The following is an 18,036-nucleotide window of genomic DNA, read 5'->3' as shown; positions in this document are numbered from 1 at the left end:
GCCCCCAGGACCTGGCCCAATCCCCACTGGCCCGCAGCTATCGTGAATTCGAAAGCCAGATCCTCACCTTCCTCCAACAAAAACACGCTGCTTGAAATGTGACTCAACAACCTACAATTTCAGAATTCAAGGACTCTAGTGCACGCCTCTGCCTCAAAGCCGTTCCCTTCATCCTTCATCCTTCATCCCTCTTCCTTTCTCTGTGCCTCTGCGCCGCCCAACCCAAATCCGGCTTGCGCCCGGAGCCGCGCCTTAGTCCGCAGGCCGCTGAAATAGAAGGGCGGCAATTGGCGGCGGACCTGCTGGTCCAAAAACCAACATCCAGCTCGACCAATAGCGGGGTGATGAGCTTCCGCCAGCCCAACGCCCAGCGCCGGCAGGCCAATGTGGTTTTTGCCGTGGTCTTGACGACTACAAACTGGATGAACCTTTACCGCGCTGATCGAGGCGACGCAGGCCAATCGGTTGAACTCACCATCATTCATTCCGACAATCAACCCAACCAATACCTCCTGCGCAAAGGCGCCCAAGCCGCCGACCCCAATGCCCCCGCTCTCAAATTGACCGGCAACCAAACCATGGTCCCCTTCGCAGGCTCGGACTTCTGGATTGCCGATCTCGGATTGGAATTCTTCCACTGGCCAAAGCAGCTTTTGATAAAGGACGAAATGCGCCGGGGCCGCGCCTGTCACATGCTCGAAGCTATCAACCCCAAACCCGCTCCCGGCGCCTACTCGAAAGTCGATTCGTGGATCGACAACGAAACCGGCGGCATCGTCCACGCCGAGGCCTACGATGACTCTGCCAAACTCCTCAAAGAATTCGACCCAAAGAAATTTGAGAAGATCAATGGCCAATGGCAATTGGAAGGGATGGAGATTCGCAACATCCAGACCGGCTCGCGCACAAGAATCGATTTTAATCTGAACGTGCCGTAGTTTCCAGCAAGTATCAGGTCTGGGAGGTGGTTGCCGTTTGTGCTCCGCTGGTCCTGGCCGCTCTCCAACTGAGAAGCGCCACGACCACGCCCACAACGATATTGCTCCACATTGCCGTGGTATTTATGAAGCCGAGCGCACAGGGCGAAATGACGAGCCATAGTCCCCCAAGCGCGGTGCACCAACTCCAGCCCGGCTGGTTGTAACCGATGGAGACTCGAATCCCCGAACAGACGGCAACCAAAATACCGACAGCAGCATTATTTAACACGGCCGGCAGGAGGTCACGGAAGAACAACAGGTACGGCGAAACGATGATAAAGAGGCCAAGTATCATATTGATTCCGGCTTCCGTATCCGGTGTGCTTACCAGCGATTTTGCGGCTGCTACATTCACACATGTCCTTTCTTTTTTGCCCGAAATCTCTCCCGACCGATTCTCGATTGTTTTAGACGGAGCCTCCGATCCAGTTGTTCATAAGAAAAAAGCACGAAGGGCATGTGCACCCGCGCGTTTTTGTTACAATTTTAAAATGTAACATGGCAAATTGAAAGTGTTCACTAGGGGCCATTTTAGAGCATTTTTGGAAAATGGGCGATTCGGCATGCCCGGATGCGTTCTGTTGTCGGTGCTCGCCTATCTGCCGCTCTGGACCGCCATGCACGCCCCACACTTTCAGAAGAACTTGGCCACGATTTCGCGCGGCGTGGCCACCACGGGCATCTCTACGTCGAACGCTTTCAATTCGAGTGATGCCCGCTGAAAATTCAAACCGCGCAAGTGTGCGTCGCCGGTAAGGAGAAAGGCGCAATTCAGAAGCGCTAGATGATTCGGAGTCCGCGCGCCGTCAGCCTTTGGCGTTCGACATCCGAGAGCCGGCTCATCCGCTGGCGGTATTTCTCCACCAGCTTCGTCCCAGAGGACTTGCGCTGAGCGTGGGTTGCCGCCGATTTCTTTGCTTTCACACGGGAAATATGGCAGGCGTGCACTCGGGGGTCAACCTCGAGGCGGGACTGCGGCGCAGTCTATGATCCTCATTGCCGGTTGTGGCAGGTGACCGACTCCCGCAACGGCGCCCCCACGATTAATGTAACACATCAGATTCTCTTCGAGGATAAGTCGGGTCGCAACCTGTCGATGATGCGTTGCCGCAGTTCTCGGGGGGACAGCACGTGGACATGAGGCGCCAGGAAAGCACCCAGCGGGTTGGTTCCTTGCGGCTCGAAGTCTCCAGCCCCAACTCGTGGCTGCCATCGCGCCGCTCACGCATCTGCGGGCTGGGGTGCCATATCCGCTCATGAATATAAGCGGCGACTTCTCTGGGACACAGAGATAGATAGGCACAGCGCGGCAAAGCCGCAAAAAAACGCAAAGATTTAAGTTCTTGGCTCTATGTTCTTTGCGTTCTTTGGCGGCTAAAATTTGCGCGGACTGGCGGAAATCAGCCGGGCTTTCCCAGCCAACACCCGTTCGGCAACGGCGGCTTCGCTTCCTAATAAGAGATTCTTCGCAGTCCAGGGACACGGTCGAATGCTTGGTCCAGGCTGATGACCGGCTCTCGATCGTAGCGGCAAAAGCCGGCAATCCAGTTGTCGTTCTCCCCCAGCCGTCCCCGGTTTCTAAGCTCCCTTTCCAAGTCAGCCGCCGCTTTTGCAATCCCGTCATGCAGCCTGTAAACGCTCCAGCGGCTCATCATGAAATATTCCCAAGCCCGTTCGGTTGTCAGAAAGGAAACGGCTACCTCGGCAAGGCTGATAATGGAGGTACGCACCACATTTCGATTGCCTGCCAGAAAAACAGTGGCCGGACCGCGCCGTCTCGATCGCTGCTCGGCCAGCACGTGGACCAAAAAGGTCGTATCGGCGATCATTTGCGGCCGCTGGACCGTTTGCCTCGTTCCCGTTCGATGCGCTTGAGCATGGCCAGGTCCACGTCCGGGGGCGGAAGCTTTTCCATCGCCTCCAACAATTCGCCGCCTGTGTCTGCAGGCCGGTTGAGGTGGCGCAAGATGACTTTTGTAAAGGAATCACCGGGGCGACGCTTCAACGCGGAAAGCAGCTTGTAGGCATCATCGTCTATGGTGATGGTTTTTCCCATGCACGAAAATTGCACGAAAAATGGACCGTTGTCAACCTAGTATCCCAGCATTTTGCCAATTTCTGCCTGGCCCCACTGGAGCGGTTCATCAAGGAGCACCTGCGCCGCAGGCCGCTTTGGCCAAACCACAAGAGCATCGAGTGATTCTGCGCGCTCGCGCTCCGGAATATCCGGCACGGTGAATTTGCTCAAGCGACCGGACGTTGTGCCGTTGGCCGAATTGCACAACCGGGTGATCCCAGGGCGATCCCGAACCTGCGAACCTGCCGAATTACCTGATTGTGGAAGGGGCGGCTCTATGTTATTGTTCACTTCGTGAACCGCTTGACCAGGCAGGAACAGTTGGTTCTCTGTATTATCCTGGGATTGCTCTTGACCGGCTTGGTTGTAAAAGTTTATCGAACTGCGCACCCGCCGGCGCAAGCTGTTAAGCCAGGAAGATTTTGAAGATGCAAGAGATAAGTTTTGAACGAGCGCTGGATGTCCTCCGGGCAAAGGACCCCCGTTACGAGCGCGAGGCCTACTTGTTTGTGCGCGAGGCCTTGGACCATACCCAGCAGGCTATCCGCAACCACGGACGCAAATCCCTCCGCCACGTGACCGGCCAGGAATTGCTCGGCGGCATCCGTGAGTTTGGCCTCAAACAGTTCGGGCCGATGACCATGATGCTCTTTGAGGAATGGGGGATTCGTTCTTGCGAGGATTTTGGAGAGATAGTTTTTAACCTGGTTGAAACGGGTGTTTTGGCCAAAACACCCCAGGACAGCCGGGCGGATTTTGCCGGTGGTTACAACTTTTTTGAAGCCTTCCGCAAACCTTATTTGCCGAAAGCCAAGCCCGCCAGGTTCGCCACTGCTGCGGCCCCGCTGTGGGACAAGTGAACCGACGCGTTTGCAATCTTGCCATTGAGAACTCAACCAAGGTCATGAGCCAGGGACCATTTTCCGGGCGCGCGGATGTCCACTGACTTGCTTTCGACAACTGCAACCGCCCCGCGCAATGGCAGCGGCATCCCCCCATTGCCGCCTGGGGTTAAGCTTTGGACGCTGGACAATGGGCTGACAATCATCGTGCGGGAGGACCACAGCGCGCCGGTGGTCTCGGCCCAGGCCTGGTGCATGACCGGCAGCGTTCATGAAGGCAAATGGCTCGGCGCCGGCCTCTCGCATGTCTTGGAACACATGCTTTTTAAAGGCACCACGACGCGGCCAGGCAGCCGAATTGACCAGGAAGTCCAGGAAGCGGGCGGCTACATGAACGCCTACACCTCGTTTGATCGAACCGTCTATCACATCGATGTCCCTAACACCGGGGCCAAGGTAGCCATCGACATCCTTTGCGACATCATGCAGAACGCGTCGCTGCCTCCAGAAGAGATGGAAAAGGAAAAGCAGGTTATCCTCCGCGAGATGGACATGAACGTCGATGACCCTGGACGTCGCGCCAGCCGCCGCCTCTTCGAGACCGCCTACACCCGAAGTCCTTACCGGCTTACCATCATTGGCTATCCGGATATCTTCCACGAACTCAAGCCGGAGGACATTTTGAATTATTACCGGGAGAAGTACGCGCCGAACAATGTCTTTTTTGTAGTCGCGGGAGACGCGCGCCCGGAGGAAGTGGTTGGGCAAATCCGCGCGTCGTATGCGAAATCCAAAGCCCGGGCGATTCCACCCGTGGTGCTGCCGGATGAACCGAAGCAAATGGCCCCGCGTGAGGTGATTGAAGAGGCCCCCATTCAACTGGGCTATTGCCACCTGGCCTGGCATATCCCCGAGTTGCGCCACGCCGACGTGCCGTTGCTGGATGTGCTGGCCGTGCTGCTGGGCAATGGGCGCAGTTCGCGTCTCTATCAGCAAGTGCGCGAGCGCAAGGGCCTGGCGCACTCGGTGGATTCCTGGACCTATAATCCCGGCGAGATCGGCCTGTTTGGCCTCAGCGCCACCATGGACGCCGATAAATTCCCCGGGGCGCGCGAGGCGATGCTCGAAGAGGTTGAACGGATGAAGGAAACCCCCGTGCCAGCGGAGGAACTAACAAAAGCGGTCAAGCAGTTCGTCTCGGCCACGCTCGCGGCGCGCAAGACCATGCAAGGCCAGGCCCAGGACCTGGGCGCAAATTGGCTGGCGGCAAACGACCTGAATTTTTCCGAGCGTTACCTGGCGGCTGTTCAGTCGGCTACTCCAACTGAGTTGCAACGGGTGGCTCGCAAATATCTCACAGCGGAAAACCGGACGGTTTACGCCTTGCTGCCGCTTGGCGCGACGCCCAAAATCGCGGCTGAGACGGAGACCTCACTCGAACACCCCATTCAAAAATTCGAGTTTGCCAATGGCCTGCGTTTGCTGGTCAAAGAAGACCACCGTCTGCCGTTTGTGGAATTCCGGACTGTTTTCAAAGGCGGGGCCCTGGCGGAAAGGGCGGACACCAGCGGGGTGACGCAATTGATGAGCAAGATGCTGCTCAAGGGGACCGCGCGGAGGTCTGCCGAGGAAATCGCGCGGGAGATTGAGTCGGTTGGGGGTCACATCGAAACCTATGGGGCAAATAACAGCTTCGGCATCAATGCGGAAGTCCTCAGCCAGGATTTCTCGACCGGACTCGATTTGGTGGCGGATGTTCTGCTGCATCCCTCCTTCCCAGGGGCAGCGCTCGAGCGCGAGCGCGATGCCCAATTGGCTCTCATCCGCGCCCAGAAAGATCAGTTGCTCCAAAGCGCGTTCAAGGCGATGCGGCGCGCGCTTTTTGGCGAGAGCGGTTATGGATTGGACTCGCTGGGCTCCGAAACCACCGTGCCAGGGTTTGCCGCAGCCGACCTGCGAGCCTTCCATCAGAGGCTGGCAGTGCCAGGTAATTGCGTGCTGGCCATCTACGGCGACGTGAATACCGATCGGGTGCGGGGCGCAGTCGAAAAGGCTTTCGGCAATTGGACCTCCACTACGGGGGAATCCACGCGCCCCACTCCGGTTCAAACGTCCGTGCTTGATTCCATCAAGCGTGTGATTGAAACGCGCGATAAGAAGCAAGCGGTCCTTGTCATCGGCTACAGGGGAGCCAGCCTGCACGATCCGGACCGTTACGCCCTTGAACTGTTGCAAGAGGCCTGTAGCGATCTTGGCTCGCGCCTTTTCCTGCGGATTCGCGAGCAGCTCGGCCTGGCGTATTATGTCGGCGCCCAGAATTTTCTGGGCTTAATCCCGGGATATTTTGCGTTCTATGCCGGAACGGAGCCGGAGAAGGCCAGCCTCGTCGAGAGCGAGTTGCTGGCTGAATCGGAGCTTTTGCGCGCCTCCGGATTGTCCAGGGAAGAACTCGAGCGGGCCAAAGCCAAGATTATCGGCCAGAAGAAAATTGCGCGCCAGGACCTGGGAGGGTTTGCCATGGCGACCGCTTTGGACGAACTCTATGGGCTGGGTTACGTTCACAGCGATCAGGAAGATGCATTATATGAGGCGGTCACGCTCGACCAGGTCAAAGCCGTGGCCCTAAAGTACCTCAGAGCGGATGCGCTGGTGATTAGCGTCCTCAAGCCTGAAGCGAACTGAGGAAACCATTCTGACCCACTTTTGGCTTGTGAGAGACCAAAGGTGGAACCAGGATTCTGCCATGCAAAAGGGTTTGCTTCTTTTTTTGTGCCTGATGGTGTCGAGCTTCCAGGTCCGGTTGCGCGCCGCCGATGCCGATGCCTCTCCGAAATCCTCTGAAAAAGCCCCAGATAAAAAATCCGAGGGGCCAGGCAAGGACGACGAAAAGCCGCCTAAACCCAAGGACCAGGAAGTTAAGACGCAGCACAGCATTACGATCAACGGTCAGAAATTGAACTACACCGCTGTGGCTGGAACGATGTTGCTGCGCGATGCCGAGCAGAAACCCACAGCCAGTATTTTTTACATCGCCTATACCAAAGACGGCGTCGAAGACCTGTCGCGCCGCCCGGTCACTTTCGCATTTAACGGCGGGCCTGGTTCTTCATCGGTCTGGCTGCACATGGGTTTGCTGGGACCCCGCCGGGTGCTGCTCAAGGAAGACGGCCAACCCTACCCTCCCCCTTATAAACTGGTGGATAACGAATTCTCGTTGCTGGATGAATCCGACCTGGTGTTCATCGACCCGGTCAGCACCGGGTTCAGCCGCGCCGTCAAACCGGAGGACGCCAAGAAATTTCATGGCGTCCAGGGAGACGTGCGGTCGGTGGCGGATTTCATCCGGCTCTACGTCACGCGCAATACGCGCTGGGATTCGCCAAAATTCATCATCGGCGAGAGCTACGGTACGACGCGGGCTGCCGCGCTGTCGGGTGAACTCAGAGACAACCAACGGATGAACGTAAACGGCATTATGCTGGTTTCGACCGTGCTGAATTTCGAGACGCTGGACTTTGCGCGCGGCAACGATCTGCCCTACCTACTGTACCTTCCCAGCTACACGGCGGCGGCCTGGTACCACAAAAAGCTCTCCCCGGAGCTGGAACAATTGCCCGTGGACCAGGCCATGGACAAGGCGGAGGCCTTCGCCACCGCCCAATATAATGACGCCCTGGTTCGCGGCGCATCCCTTTCGCCGGACCAGCGGAAGGCGGTCGAGGGGCAGCTCGCCCACTTCACCGGACTGCCCGAGGATTACATCGAGCGGGCGAACTTGCGCGTTTCGCTCAGCCACTTTGCAGAAGAGTTATTGCGCCCCGATCACCGCGTGATTGGCCGCTTTGACGCGCGCTATACGGGTTTTGTGCGCGATCAACTCTCCAGTCGAATGGAGTACGACCCAACCGAAGAAGCCGTCATCAGCGTGTTCGCCTCCACTTTCAACAATTATGTCCGGACCGAGTTGAATTACAAAACCGATCTGGCCTATGAAGTATTGGTGAGCGTGGGCCCGTGGAATTGGGGCGAGGAGATGGGATATTTGAACGTGGCGGAGACGCTGGCTGACAGCCTAACCCGGAACCCGTACCTCCGGGTGCACGTGTCGAGCGGTTTTTACGACCTGGCCACGCCTTGGCTAGCCGTGCGCTACACCTTCGACCATCTCCAGGTTGACCCTGAACTGCTGAAGAACATCACCATTGATACTTATACGTCCGGTCACATGACGTACCTCAACCTGCCCGACCTCAAAAAGCAGAAAAACGACCTCGCCCGCTTTATCGAGGAATCCTCGCATATCTCAAAGAGCCAGTAACTGCGGACGGTGGCTCGGGCATCTTGCCCGAGTCCCCACGGGCGAGACACCCGTGCGTGGAGTTTGGACATTTTCATAACGATCTCTCCCTTTGTCGGAAACTTTGTCGGGCGGTTTGGTCAAGCCCGGGACTGATTGCTCACTCCTCACAAGCTCAAAGTTTAGTTTCCGACAAAGGGAGATGAGATCAAACCATTCGCGGGAGCTATTGCTCTGGAAAACTGGCGTTTATCTGCTGAAAGGGGGACCTGGCAGCGAAGGCGCAAGCGCATCAGGGTCTATCTTATTAATCGCCTCACCCACAGCATGGTGCAGGTCCTTATCTGGAACCTTGAATAACAAAAGGAGTTTTGGAATGGCTGCCTTTGAAAGACTCCCAAATTCACCCAGGGCTTCTGCCGCCGACTCTCTGAGGCCATCCTCCTCAAGATATGTGATCAGCAAGGGAATGACGACTTCCGGCTTGGCGTGAATCTTGCCCAACGAGACCGCCGCTGGTCCCCGCACGACCAGGTCGCGCCCTTGGAGCGCCTGAAGCAGGGCCGGAACGGCTGCCTCAGCAGGCGGTCCAAATTCTCCAAACCCAGCCGCCGCCCCGGCCCGACGGCCATCAGCTTCTCGAAAAAAGATGTTCACGCCAGGCAACCCATTCAGATTCTCGACCAGCGCCAGCCTTAATCTCGAATCGTTCGTGTCCTCGAACATGGTCTTGGTCAGTCGGGGAATGATCTCGCGGGTTAAGACCAATGTGGCTTGTTTTGTGACGGCCGGGTTTTGGCTCTGTATTTGTCCGCTCCAGTAATAGAGCGATTTTCCCTGATAAACGTCCTGCTTCTCTCCGATGGTTTGAATCAGAACCCAAATCCCGCCCGCCACCAGTGCCACTCCGATTGCCACGCCGAGCAGAATCCGAATAGCTCGCCGTATCACCGTTGATTCTTCCAGATCAATACACACTGGACACCTTAACTGGACGGGAAAACCTTGCCCAGCGCCGCTTGCAACTCCGCTACTGAAAAGGGCTTTCTCAGCACAAGATCAACATTCGAGACTTTCCCCAAGCCGCCCTTAATCGCCTCTGTGTAAGCAGTTATCAAAATGATGGGTTTTGCCGGGGAATGCTGCCGGATAGCTGCGGCCAATTCCATCCCGTCCATTTCAGCCAATTTAAAGTCGGTGATAACCAAGTCGTAGTCGCCAGCGCTAAACCGGACCAAGGCCTGTTCGCCATCTTGAGCAACTTCCACCGTGTGACCATCCACGGCCAAGATTGTTCGGATCGTGTGAGCAGCCACCGGATCGTCCTCCACGACCAAAATCCGTTTGGGTGGAATCCTGTGGGCGAGGCCCGGTTGATGGGTTGATGGCATAAAACAAAAAGCGAATAGTACGCGTATTCCGTCGTATTGGTCATATTGCTGAGTTGAGGGTTTGGCAATAACATTCTCTGCATAACATTCTCTGCGAGCCTCTTTGCCGTTATCTCCATGTCCGGTCTGTTGGTTCTGGACCTTTTCTGCGGTCGAATTTTGTCATTTTCTTTCGACATTGAGCCCGATTAGGCTCATGAGATGAATCGCGCACTTCCTGCTTACGTGGCGGTGCTCCTGCTTTGCGTTCTATGCAAAGCGCAGGTTCCATCTCAGGCCGCAATTGTTCGCGTTGGAATCGAACCCGAAAAAGTGCTGAGCTCGATTTCGGAGGATTTCATCGGATTGGGTTACGAGAAATCCGCAGTAGCGCAGCAGGGCCTTTTGAGCGCAAACAACACACATTTGGTGCAGCTCTATCGGACACTGAGTTCGCATGGGCTGGTTCGCATCGGGGGCAATGTTTCAGACCATACCAAGTTCGTGCCGGATGGCGTGCCGCTCGTGCGTTCGGAGAAGGAAACCTCCGTCATCAACCGGAAGTCAATCGAGGAACTCGCCGGTTTCCTGCGGGCAACCGGTTGGAAGGCGATGTGGGGACTCAATCTCGGCACCGGGTCGAAAGAAGAGGCAGCGCAGGAAGCTTTAGCCGTCCAGCAGATGTTAGGAGACCGTTTGCAGTCCTTCCAGATCGGTAACGAGGTTGATTTGCTGCCTCGTTTCAAGACTTACGAGGGCTATTACAGCGCCTATCGGGATTACAAGGCCGCCATTCGCAAGGCGGTGGCGACTTCGGTATTTTCAGGCCCCGACGTTGCAGGCAATCTCCAGTGGGCGATTGACTTTGCCAGGACGGAATCCCGGAATATGAAACTCCTGACGCACCACTATTATCGCACCGGCGCCATGCGCCCAGACGCGACCATCGACACATTGCTGGGGCCGGATTTCAGATGGGAGAACACGCTTCAGAAGCTAAAACAGGCCAGCCTCGACAGCGGCGTTTGTTTCCGGATCAATGAAGTGAATTCGTTTTACGGTGGGGGCAAGTTTGGGGTGAGCGACACGTTTGCTTCCGCCCTGTGGTGTTTGGATTACATGTTCAGGCTGGCCCTTTACGGCTGCAACGGGGTCAACATGGAAACCGACATCAATCAGTTGGGTTGGATCAGCCATTATTCTCCCATCTTCCGCGACAAGAGGAATCAACTCATTGCGCGGGCCGAGTATTACGGCATGCTTGCCTTTGCGGTTGCCGGGAAAGGGGATTTGCTCAAAGTAACCAGTACAGGGAATGCCCTCAGTTTGAGTGCCTATGCGACAAGGAATGCCCAGGGAGTATTTTGGGGCGTGCTTGTGAACAAGGACCTTTCCCGAGAAGCAACGGTCGAAATTGTTCTACCCAAAAGCTGCGTCACGGCAGATGCGTATCGTCTGGAGGCAGCTTCAGCGCAGAGCCGCGATCACGTTACTCTGGGAGGCGCGGAGGTTTCTACGGAAGGCACTTGGTCGCCTGGTCCTCCAGAAAAGCTGATGGTCAAAGCCGGGGTCGCATTGATGCGTCTTCCAGCTACAAGCGCTGCTCTGGTCCAACTCCGTTGAACTGCTTTAATCGCTTGACTGGCCTCATCCATTGGCAAATGCGGTTGGGCCAAATCGAGGGAGGCGGTCAAGTGTGCTTGCGCCGAAGTCAATACTGGCTCTCGGTTGAGACCGTTGTTGCGAGCGGATTTCCTTCAAGGGTGCCCCCGAGTGTGCCAGCCAGGTTGAATCGGACATGCCAGCGCCCCGCGATGTCCACGCCGGCTGGAGGCACGAACCTCACCTCGGCGGGCGCTTGGGTCTTTTCATCCGTTATCTCGAAGACGCGCAGAAACAATGTGCGCGGTCCGGTGGCTGCATCGCCGACCTCGATACGCCAGGGACACACCGGCGGCTTGAGCCGGCCTTCGGAAATATGGTTGTACTGAGCAGCCGGTTCAAGGGGGTGCCCCCAGGCCTCCTTGCCCGGGCCGCCGCGGACGACGATCTGCGCCTTCTGCGGCAGCAGCGTGTGGAGAAACATCCGCGAACGCCCTTGTGAGAGCACGACCTTGTCACCGTCTCCCTCCGGGAGGCTGAGCCAGGTCAGCAGATTGCCATGGACTTCCGGTTGGGTGGGAACGTGAAGAAAGAAGTGGCGCTGGAACTCGGCCTGAGTGGCTTCTACGCGGTCGAAGATGACAAAGAATTCCCTGCTGCCCCTCAGATACAGGAACTGGCGGGTGACTCCACGAGCTTTCCTGGCATCGTAACCTCGGGTGATGTCCGCCGCTGCATAGGTGTAGTCCGGCGTGTTCTCGAAAGCGACGATATGCCCGCGTTCGCGCGGGAAGCTGCCACCCTCATAGACGTGGCGCTCGAGGCCACCATCATTTTCGTTGCCCTTGTCTCGGCGGAACTTCTCGTTTGGATCGAAGATCGTGACGATGTTAAAGATGAGCGACCCACCGCAGTAATAGTCGGAATCATTATGTCCCTGGCCGCCCTGGCGCGAGACGAGGGCGCCCTTCTTGTAGATAAGAAAATGCCCTTCATCATCGCGCGAGTGGCCTGCGAACTGGGGCCCGCAGCCGAAGAAAGCCCAAGTGGCGTTGGGGTCATTCCAGGCACTGCGCATATAAACGTGCCCGGCTCCTGGAAAAAGATAACCCAGGGGAAGGTGGTCCGGTGGTGTTGCTGAAATGGCGGGATCATAACAGGCCACTCGCTGCCAGCGTTCCCGAAGCCACTCCCGGCCGCGGTCAGAGAACCATTGCGACAATCCGTCACGGAGCATTGGGGCTGCCCGTGAGAAAGCTGCTGGTTTGGAGCCGTCGCCATCATCGATCCAGGCAGTGCGCTCGTCGTGCGGCATCATGGTGTAGGCGACCCATCGCGGCTCTTCGACAGGGAATCCCCACGGTTTCAACTGCTTGAAGTAATCAATGCCCGTCGAGGTGCGCCAGGCCTCAAAGGCATAGGGGATGACGCTCACCGGCCCGTACGCGCCATGGCCGTAGGACTCCGACCAGACACCACCCATGCGATCAAAGGCGGGAAGGCACTCGGCTGGAACTCTCTTGTTCCACGAATCGAGAAACGAGGTTGCGTCCGATTCGAACCTGGTTCCTGCGCCCTGAATCGCCAGCGCGATGAACAGCTTCTGCGTGAGGGCATCGCGGCAATTCATAATGTTGAGGTGAATCGGCCCCCAAGTCTGATTGTATTCCCAATGTCCCCACTTGAGCAGGATCTCCGGTTTATCCGTAAAGAACCTTAACCAACTGCCGAGTGCCTCGCCGTAGCGGACCCGCTGTTCGGGTGTAAGGGCGTCGTAAATCCAGTCGTAAGCAAGCGCGTGATAACCGAAATGGCTCCCCTCCCGGTTTGCAATCATGCTCCCGTCGCCCCACTGCTTGGTGATTACATCCGCGTACTTTTGGCAGTCGCGCCCGCTCTGGCGCTCGACGAGGTAGGCCAGCCCGCAATTCATCAGGTCCTCGGGTATGGACCACGGATTGGAAATGAACTCGATGCCACCGCGCTGAACGGCCGCATCCGCGCGTTCTCTTACGACGCGATAATCCTCCGCAAGGGGTCCAGCGCATCGCTGGGCTATCTGGGCGGTATTATCAATTAGTAGCCTGGGATGAGCGGCCTTGACATGGTATTGCCCCTGGCCGAAGGCGGTGGCCAACCCCAGGCAGTGCAGCAGCCCCATCAAAATGAGACTCGCCAACCCGAAGAGTGTTTTGCTGGGTTCCAAGAAGATTTTAAAATTTTTGATTTGTTCATCCATTACGCACCGGTTTCATCCAGATCAACTGCTGGTCGAAATTGCGGGCGGTTCTGTAAGGCTTGATATAATCCTTGAGGGGCGGGCCGAGGAGTTCGATTCTGCTGAGGTCGGCCTGGCCCAGGCCGGCCTGGGCGCAATAATTCAGGTAGCCGACCTTGGCGAAATCTATCCCCATGAGTTCCAGGGCAACGCGGTCGGCGGCAAGCCAATCCGGGCTGACCACGCAGACGCGGGAATTGACCGGCGTGCCCTCGGTTGGGCCGTCACCCTCCATGCCCTCGTAGCCGTCGATGACTGCCAGGTGCGGGTGCAGGCGCGAGGCCAAGGTGAACAGGTTATAGTTGATGGCGCGGTAACCGCTGCCATGGGTAATGGGTTTGTCGCTGTTGGCCCAGGACCCTCCCTCAGGCCGTTCGCCGCCACCTCGCTTGATGGCGGCTCCGACAACGATATTCTTGAGGGAGAGCGTGGCAACGACGCGGTCGTGAGTTTTGAATTTGGCCGCTGAAATAATAAAATTGCCGGAGTCCAGCAGGGTTTTCGCCATGCGGCAGGCGTGCGGGCGGAAATCCTTTTCATCAAAGCAGTAGAGTGTTTCGCAATCATCTTTGTCCAGGTCCATCAATTGAGCGCCGTATTTGGCCGCGACCTTATCGTAGCCGTAATTGGCAAACCCCTCAAAGACCGAGCCCCCGGCGGGTGACTCGGCGATCACAACATTTTTATCCTTGCCAATGGACTTGAGGAATTCGAGGACGCCCTCGAGGTTTTTGGCGTCACTGGCAGCCAGCGGGCGGTCGATGGCAACATTGTTGGGCTTGAGGATAACCCGCCTTTGGCCAATCTCTGTGGCGATTTGTTTTGAGAAAGGTTTGAGGGCCTGGAAAGCCAGGTCAGCCCTGTCCTCCCCGGCTGTCAATGCGACACGGCTAGCGCCCCCGGAGCCAGAGGGCCCGGCGGCGCCTGGTTTGGCTGCAAGTTCGCCTGTAGCGCCCAGGGTGCGGCCAATGCTCCAGGGCATGGCCAGGGCAACCCCGCTCATGAGCGATGTTTTGAAAAAGGTGCGTCGGTCGAGGGTATGGTGATTCATGGTGGGAAGGTTCCTGTCAGGGCATCAGCAGAACGATGTGTGTTGTTCCATGTGATGCCCACAATGGGACCAGAGCTAAAGCATGAAATTTATAGCGTCAAGGATAAATTGCATTGAGATTTTGCGCCCTGCGCGATTGCCTGCCAGCTCTCCGCCCAGATTTATCCGGTTTGGAGATGCAACTAGACTCTCTGCGCCCCTGGCGCTTCACCAACGATATCTAACCGGTCTGCCGGTATCGGAAAAGGCCACGTTCCAGGCGCTCGTGTCTTGAATATCAGGACGACTCTTAGGACGAAGACCAGCGAAATCATCAAATGGCGCCGGTAAAACAGTGGCGGGAGCGGCGGGGCTCGAAGCTAGTTCGAGCCGTGCTGCAGTCGCCCGTAACTCCTGATAAATGCTCACAATTCGGAACTTAGACCTCGCCGCGATTTTTGGCCAGATTTCACTGTGAGGATCTATCAGCACTTACGGCTGGCAAAATTTGGCAGAAAACCGTCTTCAGCGCGTAGAGCGGAAGCCGGTGGGCCCTCACCTCAAATCCGGCAACTGGTCACGGCTCAGCAGGAGCTGAATTGACCACTCTGCGCCTGGTGAACCACACCGCAGTGCGACATCGTCACGAAGACTGAGGTCGGCCCCAGTGTGGACAATAGGCCGAGCCAGGAGGCTTTGGCCACTGACACCCAACGCAAGCGCAGTCATTTGGCGAACTGGTATTCGGCCCGGACTCATCGCGGGCAGCCGGGGCAGCAAGCACCTTGCCCAGGATTTCCATCTTGCCCGCCCGACCGAGCAGGACCGCGATGCCGTAGAAAAAAGAGCAAAAACGGGTAGCTTTTAGTCTCGACGAGGCGGCGCTTGGCCGTCATCGTTTTTCGTGTGCCGCCATTTCTTTAACTCGCCCGCATGGCGGATCAAGAATGAGTCAGTCGGACGGCTCAACTCCGCCGAAAATTTATGAAAACACGGTTAGCTGTAATTCTTCTTTTGATGGCGGTTTGTGCCCCGGGCGCGGAGCAGCCATCGGGACAGCCCATCACTGCACAGGAAGAGGACCGCCTGCAACAAAGGTTTGCCGGGTATCGGCTCCAGGATTCGGCCTACCGCCACGCGGGAGAAGCGACAGTTGAGCGCTGGATGGACTGGAAATGGGGGCTTCGCATTCATTGGGGTCTTTACACCCGGTTTAACGGACGCGAGTCGTGGATCATCACCGAACACTTGAAGGACAGAGCCTGGCTGACGAACTATTACGCCTCGTATCAAGAATTCAATCCCACGAACTTCAATGCCGGGGAATGGATGAAGATCATGCAGAGGGCAGGCATGAGGTTTTTCTCGATCACGACCAAACACCACGAAGGATTTTGCCTATGGCCCACCCGGACGCAGCAGAGAGGTTTTGCGCGGAGGCCGGATGGCGCCTACCAGGAGGTGACCAATCACTTCAGCATAGCGGAAACACCGTATAAAAAGGACATCATCGGCGAGTTGGTCAAAGCAGGGCGCGCCCACGGCCTGGGAGTGAGTTTGTATTATTCTCATATTGATTGGCATGATCGGGATTTTGGCTGGGACAATCGAAATTTCTGGTATGATGCGGCTTTTACCAGGCAATCCGACCCGGAACGCTGGGGGGCTTTCATCCAAAAAGAGCGCGAACAGATCACCGAACTGCTCACGTGGTATGGTCCGATTGACATGCTCTCGCTGGACATCGGCTGGCCCAAAGAAGCCCAGGAGGATGCCTATGGCGTTGCGAAGCTGGCGCGCAGTCTTCAGCCGCACATCTTGTTGCGTAATCGTGGGATTGGCAATTACGGGGACTATGAGACCCCGGAGGGAACCATTCCCGAAGACCCCAACCGCATGAACCGCCCGTGGAAGGTGATTTATCCTTGCGGCACTGGCTTCTCGTACAAGAAGCATGACACTTACAAGCCCAAAGAATGGGTGCTCAAAAGTCTGATTGATGTCGTGGCCAAAGGCGGCAACTTCCAGGTCGGCTTCGGACCGGACCCGACCGGGAAGTGGCCGCAAGAGATGATTGACCGCGTTACTTACGTTGGCGACTGGCTGAAAGTAAACGGCGAATGCATTTATGCGACACGCCCCTATTTTCGCTATGCCGAAGGGGCCAATTTGCGATTCACGCGTTCCAAGGACAAGAAGATCGTGTATGTCATCAGCCTGCAGTGGCCGGGGGAGTCCTTGCGCACAACACTGGTCCGAGCCAAACCAGGCTCTAAAATTCAGATGCTGGGCCGGGCGGAAGACTTAACATGGAGCCAGGACCAAAGTGGCCTGGTAATCCAGGTCCCGAAGGAACTACAGGAGGAAACACAACGCCCATGCCGGCAAGCATTCGCCTTCAGGGTGGAGTCGCAGGATTGGGAAAGGTGATAGGCAGGATGAAATAGTTATGGCAAGGTCCAAGGTTTTCCAGGAAGAGCAGGGCGGCCTATGAATCCTGAAAGTATCGTCATAGCGATCTATGAAAGTCGCCGGGTATCGGGTTTGGCGCAGACGGTTGCCAATGCGCGCGCGTGTTATGTGGTGGCACACGGGGCAGGCGCCGGTATGACCCATCCGTTTATGGCTGATATGGCGGCGGAGTTCGCGGAACGTGGGATCAGCACGCTGCGTTATCAATTTCCGTACATGGAACACGGCTCCAAGCGGCCAGATGTTCCGGCAGTGGCGCATGCGGCGGTGCGCGCAGCAGTAAGCCACGCGTCGCGTTTCTTCCCGGGTTTGGCGTTGTTCGCCGGCGGCAAATCCTTTGGTGGCCGGATGACTTCACAGGCGCAGGCCGAGTCGCCACTGCCGGGAGTCCGCGGCCTGGTCTTTCTGGGTTTCCCACTGCATCCTCCGGGGAAGCCCTCTGACGAACGAGCCAGGCATCTCTTCGATGTGAAGCTTCCGATGTTGTTCTTGCAAGGAAGCCGGGATGAATTCGCGCATTTGGAGTTGTTGCGGCCTTTAGTGGAGCGGCTTGGCGAACGGGCCACGCTCAAGCTCTTTGCGGATGCGGACCATTCGTTTCATGTTCCAAAGCGGTCTGGAGGCAGTGATGCCGCTATTCGAGCCCAAATATGGGATACAATCGCTAAATGGATCGATCGTGTGCTGGGACATTTGAAAAATCCAAATTCGAATCACCGCGACAGATAGAGGACCACGTTTTCCCAATCGAGGTTCTTTTGCGCATTCCAAACCTTTCCTAGTGCCCGAACCAGGCCGCCGATGTTATTGGCGGCAATTGTGCGGTTATCAACCAGAATCACGCCCCCATGCTCAATGCCTTGCTCACCCCAGTTCTTCAAAAGTGGAACGATGGTCGCCTGGTCATATGTAACCAGAGTCCATCCCCAGGCGTGAGCCTCGGCCAGGAGCGAGTCGTCGGAGGCGCCCATGAAATGGCCGTCCCGCCACTGCAGGACGGATGCGATTTGTCCTTGGGGCCATTTGGCCCGGAACTGTCGCGCGATGCGGGGCGACAGGTGCTCATCCAGCAGCAGTTTGAGCATGGC

At 56.9% G+C, this 18,036-nt stretch carries 18 protein-coding genes; 8 read left to right on the top strand and 10 right to left on the bottom strand.

Annotation, left to right across the window (positions count from 1 at the left end; genetic code table 11):
• Positions 1-98: 98 nt before the first annotated feature.
• Positions 99-938: an outer membrane lipoprotein-sorting protein gene (locus VG146_12155; protein HEV2393101.1), complete on the top strand. Its 840-nt coding sequence runs from the start codon at positions 99-101 to the stop codon at positions 936-938.
• Between the two features lie 13 nt (positions 939-951).
• On the opposite strand, the gene VG146_12150 is transcribed toward VG146_12155, so the two are convergent.
• Positions 952-1,335, bottom strand: a complete 384-nt coding sequence (locus tag VG146_12150; protein HEV2393100.1) for an SPW repeat protein — start codon at positions 1,333-1,335, stop codon at positions 952-954.
• Positions 1,336-1,543: 208 nt separating this feature from the next.
• On the opposite strand from VG146_12150, the gene VG146_12145 reads away from it, so the two are divergent.
• Positions 1,544-1,702 (top strand): hypothetical protein, encoded by a 159-nt coding sequence (locus VG146_12145; protein HEV2393099.1) that lies wholly within the window; start codon positions 1,544-1,546, stop codon positions 1,700-1,702.
• Positions 1,703-1,760: 58 nt separating this feature from the next.
• Here VG146_12145 and VG146_12140 read toward each other — a convergent pair whose 3' ends face one another.
• The 4 genes from VG146_12140 to VG146_12125 form a co-directional block, all read right to left on the bottom strand.
• On the bottom strand, positions 1,761-1,904 hold the full coding sequence (locus tag VG146_12140; GenBank protein HEV2393098.1) for a hypothetical protein: 144 nt from the start codon (positions 1,902-1,904) through the stop codon (positions 1,761-1,763).
• 527 nt (positions 1,905-2,431) lie between these two features.
• The gene (locus VG146_12135; protein ID HEV2393097.1) at positions 2,432-2,809 is read right to left on the bottom strand and encodes a type II toxin-antitoxin system VapC family toxin; all 378 of its coding nucleotides are present in this window, start codon (positions 2,807-2,809) and stop codon (positions 2,432-2,434) included.
• The gene (locus tag VG146_12130; protein HEV2393096.1) at positions 2,806-3,036 is read right to left on the bottom strand and encodes an antitoxin VapB family protein; all 231 of its coding nucleotides are present in this window, start codon (positions 3,034-3,036) and stop codon (positions 2,806-2,808) included. Before VG146_12130 ends, VG146_12135 begins: the two co-directional genes overlap by 4 nt.
• A gap of 36 nt (positions 3,037-3,072) precedes the next feature.
• Entirely contained in the window at positions 3,073-3,348 is a 276-nt protein-coding gene (locus VG146_12125; protein ID HEV2393095.1) for a hypothetical protein, read from the bottom strand.
• Between the two features lie 137 nt (positions 3,349-3,485).
• Between VG146_12125 and VG146_12120 the strand changes: the two genes are divergently transcribed.
• From VG146_12120 to VG146_12110, 3 genes are all read left to right on the top strand, one after another.
• Positions 3,486-3,917 (top strand): Minf_1886 family protein, encoded by a 432-nt coding sequence (locus VG146_12120; GenBank protein ID HEV2393094.1) that lies wholly within the window; start codon positions 3,486-3,488, stop codon positions 3,915-3,917.
• A 75-nt stretch (positions 3,918-3,992) separates the two neighbouring features.
• A complete protein-coding gene (locus VG146_12115) occupies positions 3,993-6,581 on the top strand; it encodes a pitrilysin family protein (GenBank protein ID HEV2393093.1) in 2,589 nt (862 codons plus the stop codon).
• Positions 6,582-6,642: 61 nt separating this feature from the next.
• Complete coding sequence (locus VG146_12110) at positions 6,643-8,217, top strand: peptidase S10 (GenBank protein ID HEV2393092.1); 1,575 nt, start codon at positions 6,643-6,645, stop codon at positions 8,215-8,217.
• 228 nt (positions 8,218-8,445) lie between these two features.
• On the opposite strand, the gene VG146_12105 is transcribed toward VG146_12110, so the two are convergent.
• Both VG146_12105 and VG146_12100 read right to left on the bottom strand, forming a co-directional pair.
• Complete coding sequence (locus tag VG146_12105; GenBank protein HEV2393091.1) at positions 8,446-9,147, bottom strand: HEAT repeat domain-containing protein; 702 nt, start codon at positions 9,145-9,147, stop codon at positions 8,446-8,448.
• Between the two features lie 35 nt (positions 9,148-9,182).
• Entirely contained in the window at positions 9,183-9,587 is a 405-nt protein-coding gene (locus tag VG146_12100; protein ID HEV2393090.1) for a response regulator, read from the bottom strand.
• 201 nt (positions 9,588-9,788) lie between these two features.
• Between VG146_12100 and VG146_12095 the strand changes: the two genes are divergently transcribed.
• Positions 9,789-11,189 (top strand): hypothetical protein, encoded by a 1,401-nt coding sequence (locus VG146_12095; GenBank protein HEV2393089.1) that lies wholly within the window; start codon positions 9,789-9,791, stop codon positions 11,187-11,189.
• An 88-nt stretch (positions 11,190-11,277) separates the two neighbouring features.
• On the opposite strand, the gene VG146_12090 is transcribed toward VG146_12095, so the two are convergent.
• Positions 11,278-13,374, bottom strand: coding sequence for a hypothetical protein (locus tag VG146_12090; protein ID HEV2393088.1), 2,097 nt, complete (start codon positions 13,372-13,374; stop codon positions 11,278-11,280).
• Between the two features lie 25 nt (positions 13,375-13,399).
• Entirely contained in the window at positions 13,400-14,497 is a 1,098-nt protein-coding gene (locus tag VG146_12085) for a DUF362 domain-containing protein (GenBank protein ID HEV2393087.1), read from the bottom strand.
• A gap of 963 nt (positions 14,498-15,460) precedes the next feature.
• Between VG146_12085 and VG146_12080 the strand changes: the two genes are divergently transcribed.
• Positions 15,461-16,906 (top strand): alpha-L-fucosidase, encoded by a 1,446-nt coding sequence (locus VG146_12080; GenBank protein ID HEV2393086.1) that lies wholly within the window; start codon positions 15,461-15,463, stop codon positions 16,904-16,906.
• Between the two features lie 60 nt (positions 16,907-16,966).
• Entirely contained in the window at positions 16,967-17,677 is a 711-nt protein-coding gene (locus VG146_12075) for an alpha/beta family hydrolase (GenBank protein ID HEV2393085.1), read from the top strand.
• On the opposite strand, the gene VG146_12070 is transcribed toward VG146_12075, so the two are convergent.
• Positions 17,662-18,033 (bottom strand): DUF5615 family PIN-like protein, encoded by a 372-nt coding sequence (locus VG146_12070; GenBank protein ID HEV2393084.1) that lies wholly within the window; start codon positions 18,031-18,033, stop codon positions 17,662-17,664. The genes VG146_12075 and VG146_12070 overlap by 16 nt on opposite strands.
• Positions 18,034-18,036: the final 3 nt, after the last annotated feature.

Source organism: Verrucomicrobiia bacterium (assembly GCA_035946615.1).
GTDB lineage: Bacteria > Verrucomicrobiota > Verrucomicrobiia > Limisphaerales > UBA8199 > DASYZB01.
The sequence above is the reverse complement of the archived record's forward strand: the minus strand, read 5'-3'. Positions and strand labels throughout refer to the sequence as shown.

Excerpts from the sequence above, each read along its gene's own strand:
- VG146_12145 (HEV2393099.1), top strand. The coding sequence starts at position 1,544 with ATGCCCGGATGCGTTCTGTTGTCGGTGCTCGCCTATCTGCCGCTCTGG.
- VG146_12135 (HEV2393097.1), bottom strand. The coding sequence starts at position 2,809 with ATGATCGCCGATACGACCTTTTTGGTCCACGTGCTGGCCGAGCAGCGA.
- VG146_12130 (HEV2393096.1), bottom strand. The coding sequence starts at position 3,036 with ATGGGAAAAACCATCACCATAGACGATGATGCCTACAAGCTGCTTTCC.
- VG146_12120 (HEV2393094.1), top strand. The coding sequence starts at position 3,486 with ATGCAAGAGATAAGTTTTGAACGAGCGCTGGATGTCCTCCGGGCAAAG.
- VG146_12115 (HEV2393093.1), top strand. The coding sequence starts at position 3,993 with ATGTCCACTGACTTGCTTTCGACAACTGCAACCGCCCCGCGCAATGGC.
- VG146_12110 (HEV2393092.1), top strand. The coding sequence starts at position 6,643 with ATGCAAAAGGGTTTGCTTCTTTTTTTGTGCCTGATGGTGTCGAGCTTC.
- VG146_12100 (HEV2393090.1), bottom strand. The coding sequence starts at position 9,587 with ATGCCATCAACCCATCAACCGGGCCTCGCCCACAGGATTCCACCCAAA.
- VG146_12095 (HEV2393089.1), top strand. The coding sequence starts at position 9,789 with ATGAATCGCGCACTTCCTGCTTACGTGGCGGTGCTCCTGCTTTGCGTT.
- VG146_12085 (HEV2393087.1), bottom strand. The coding sequence starts at position 14,497 with ATGAATCACCATACCCTCGACCGACGCACCTTTTTCAAAACATCGCTC.
- VG146_12080 (HEV2393086.1), top strand. The coding sequence starts at position 15,461 with ATGAAAACACGGTTAGCTGTAATTCTTCTTTTGATGGCGGTTTGTGCC.
- VG146_12075 (HEV2393085.1), top strand. The coding sequence starts at position 16,967 with ATGAATCCTGAAAGTATCGTCATAGCGATCTATGAAAGTCGCCGGGTA.
- VG146_12070 (HEV2393084.1), bottom strand. The coding sequence starts at position 18,033 with ATGCTCAAACTGCTGCTGGATGAGCACCTGTCGCCCCGCATCGCGCGA.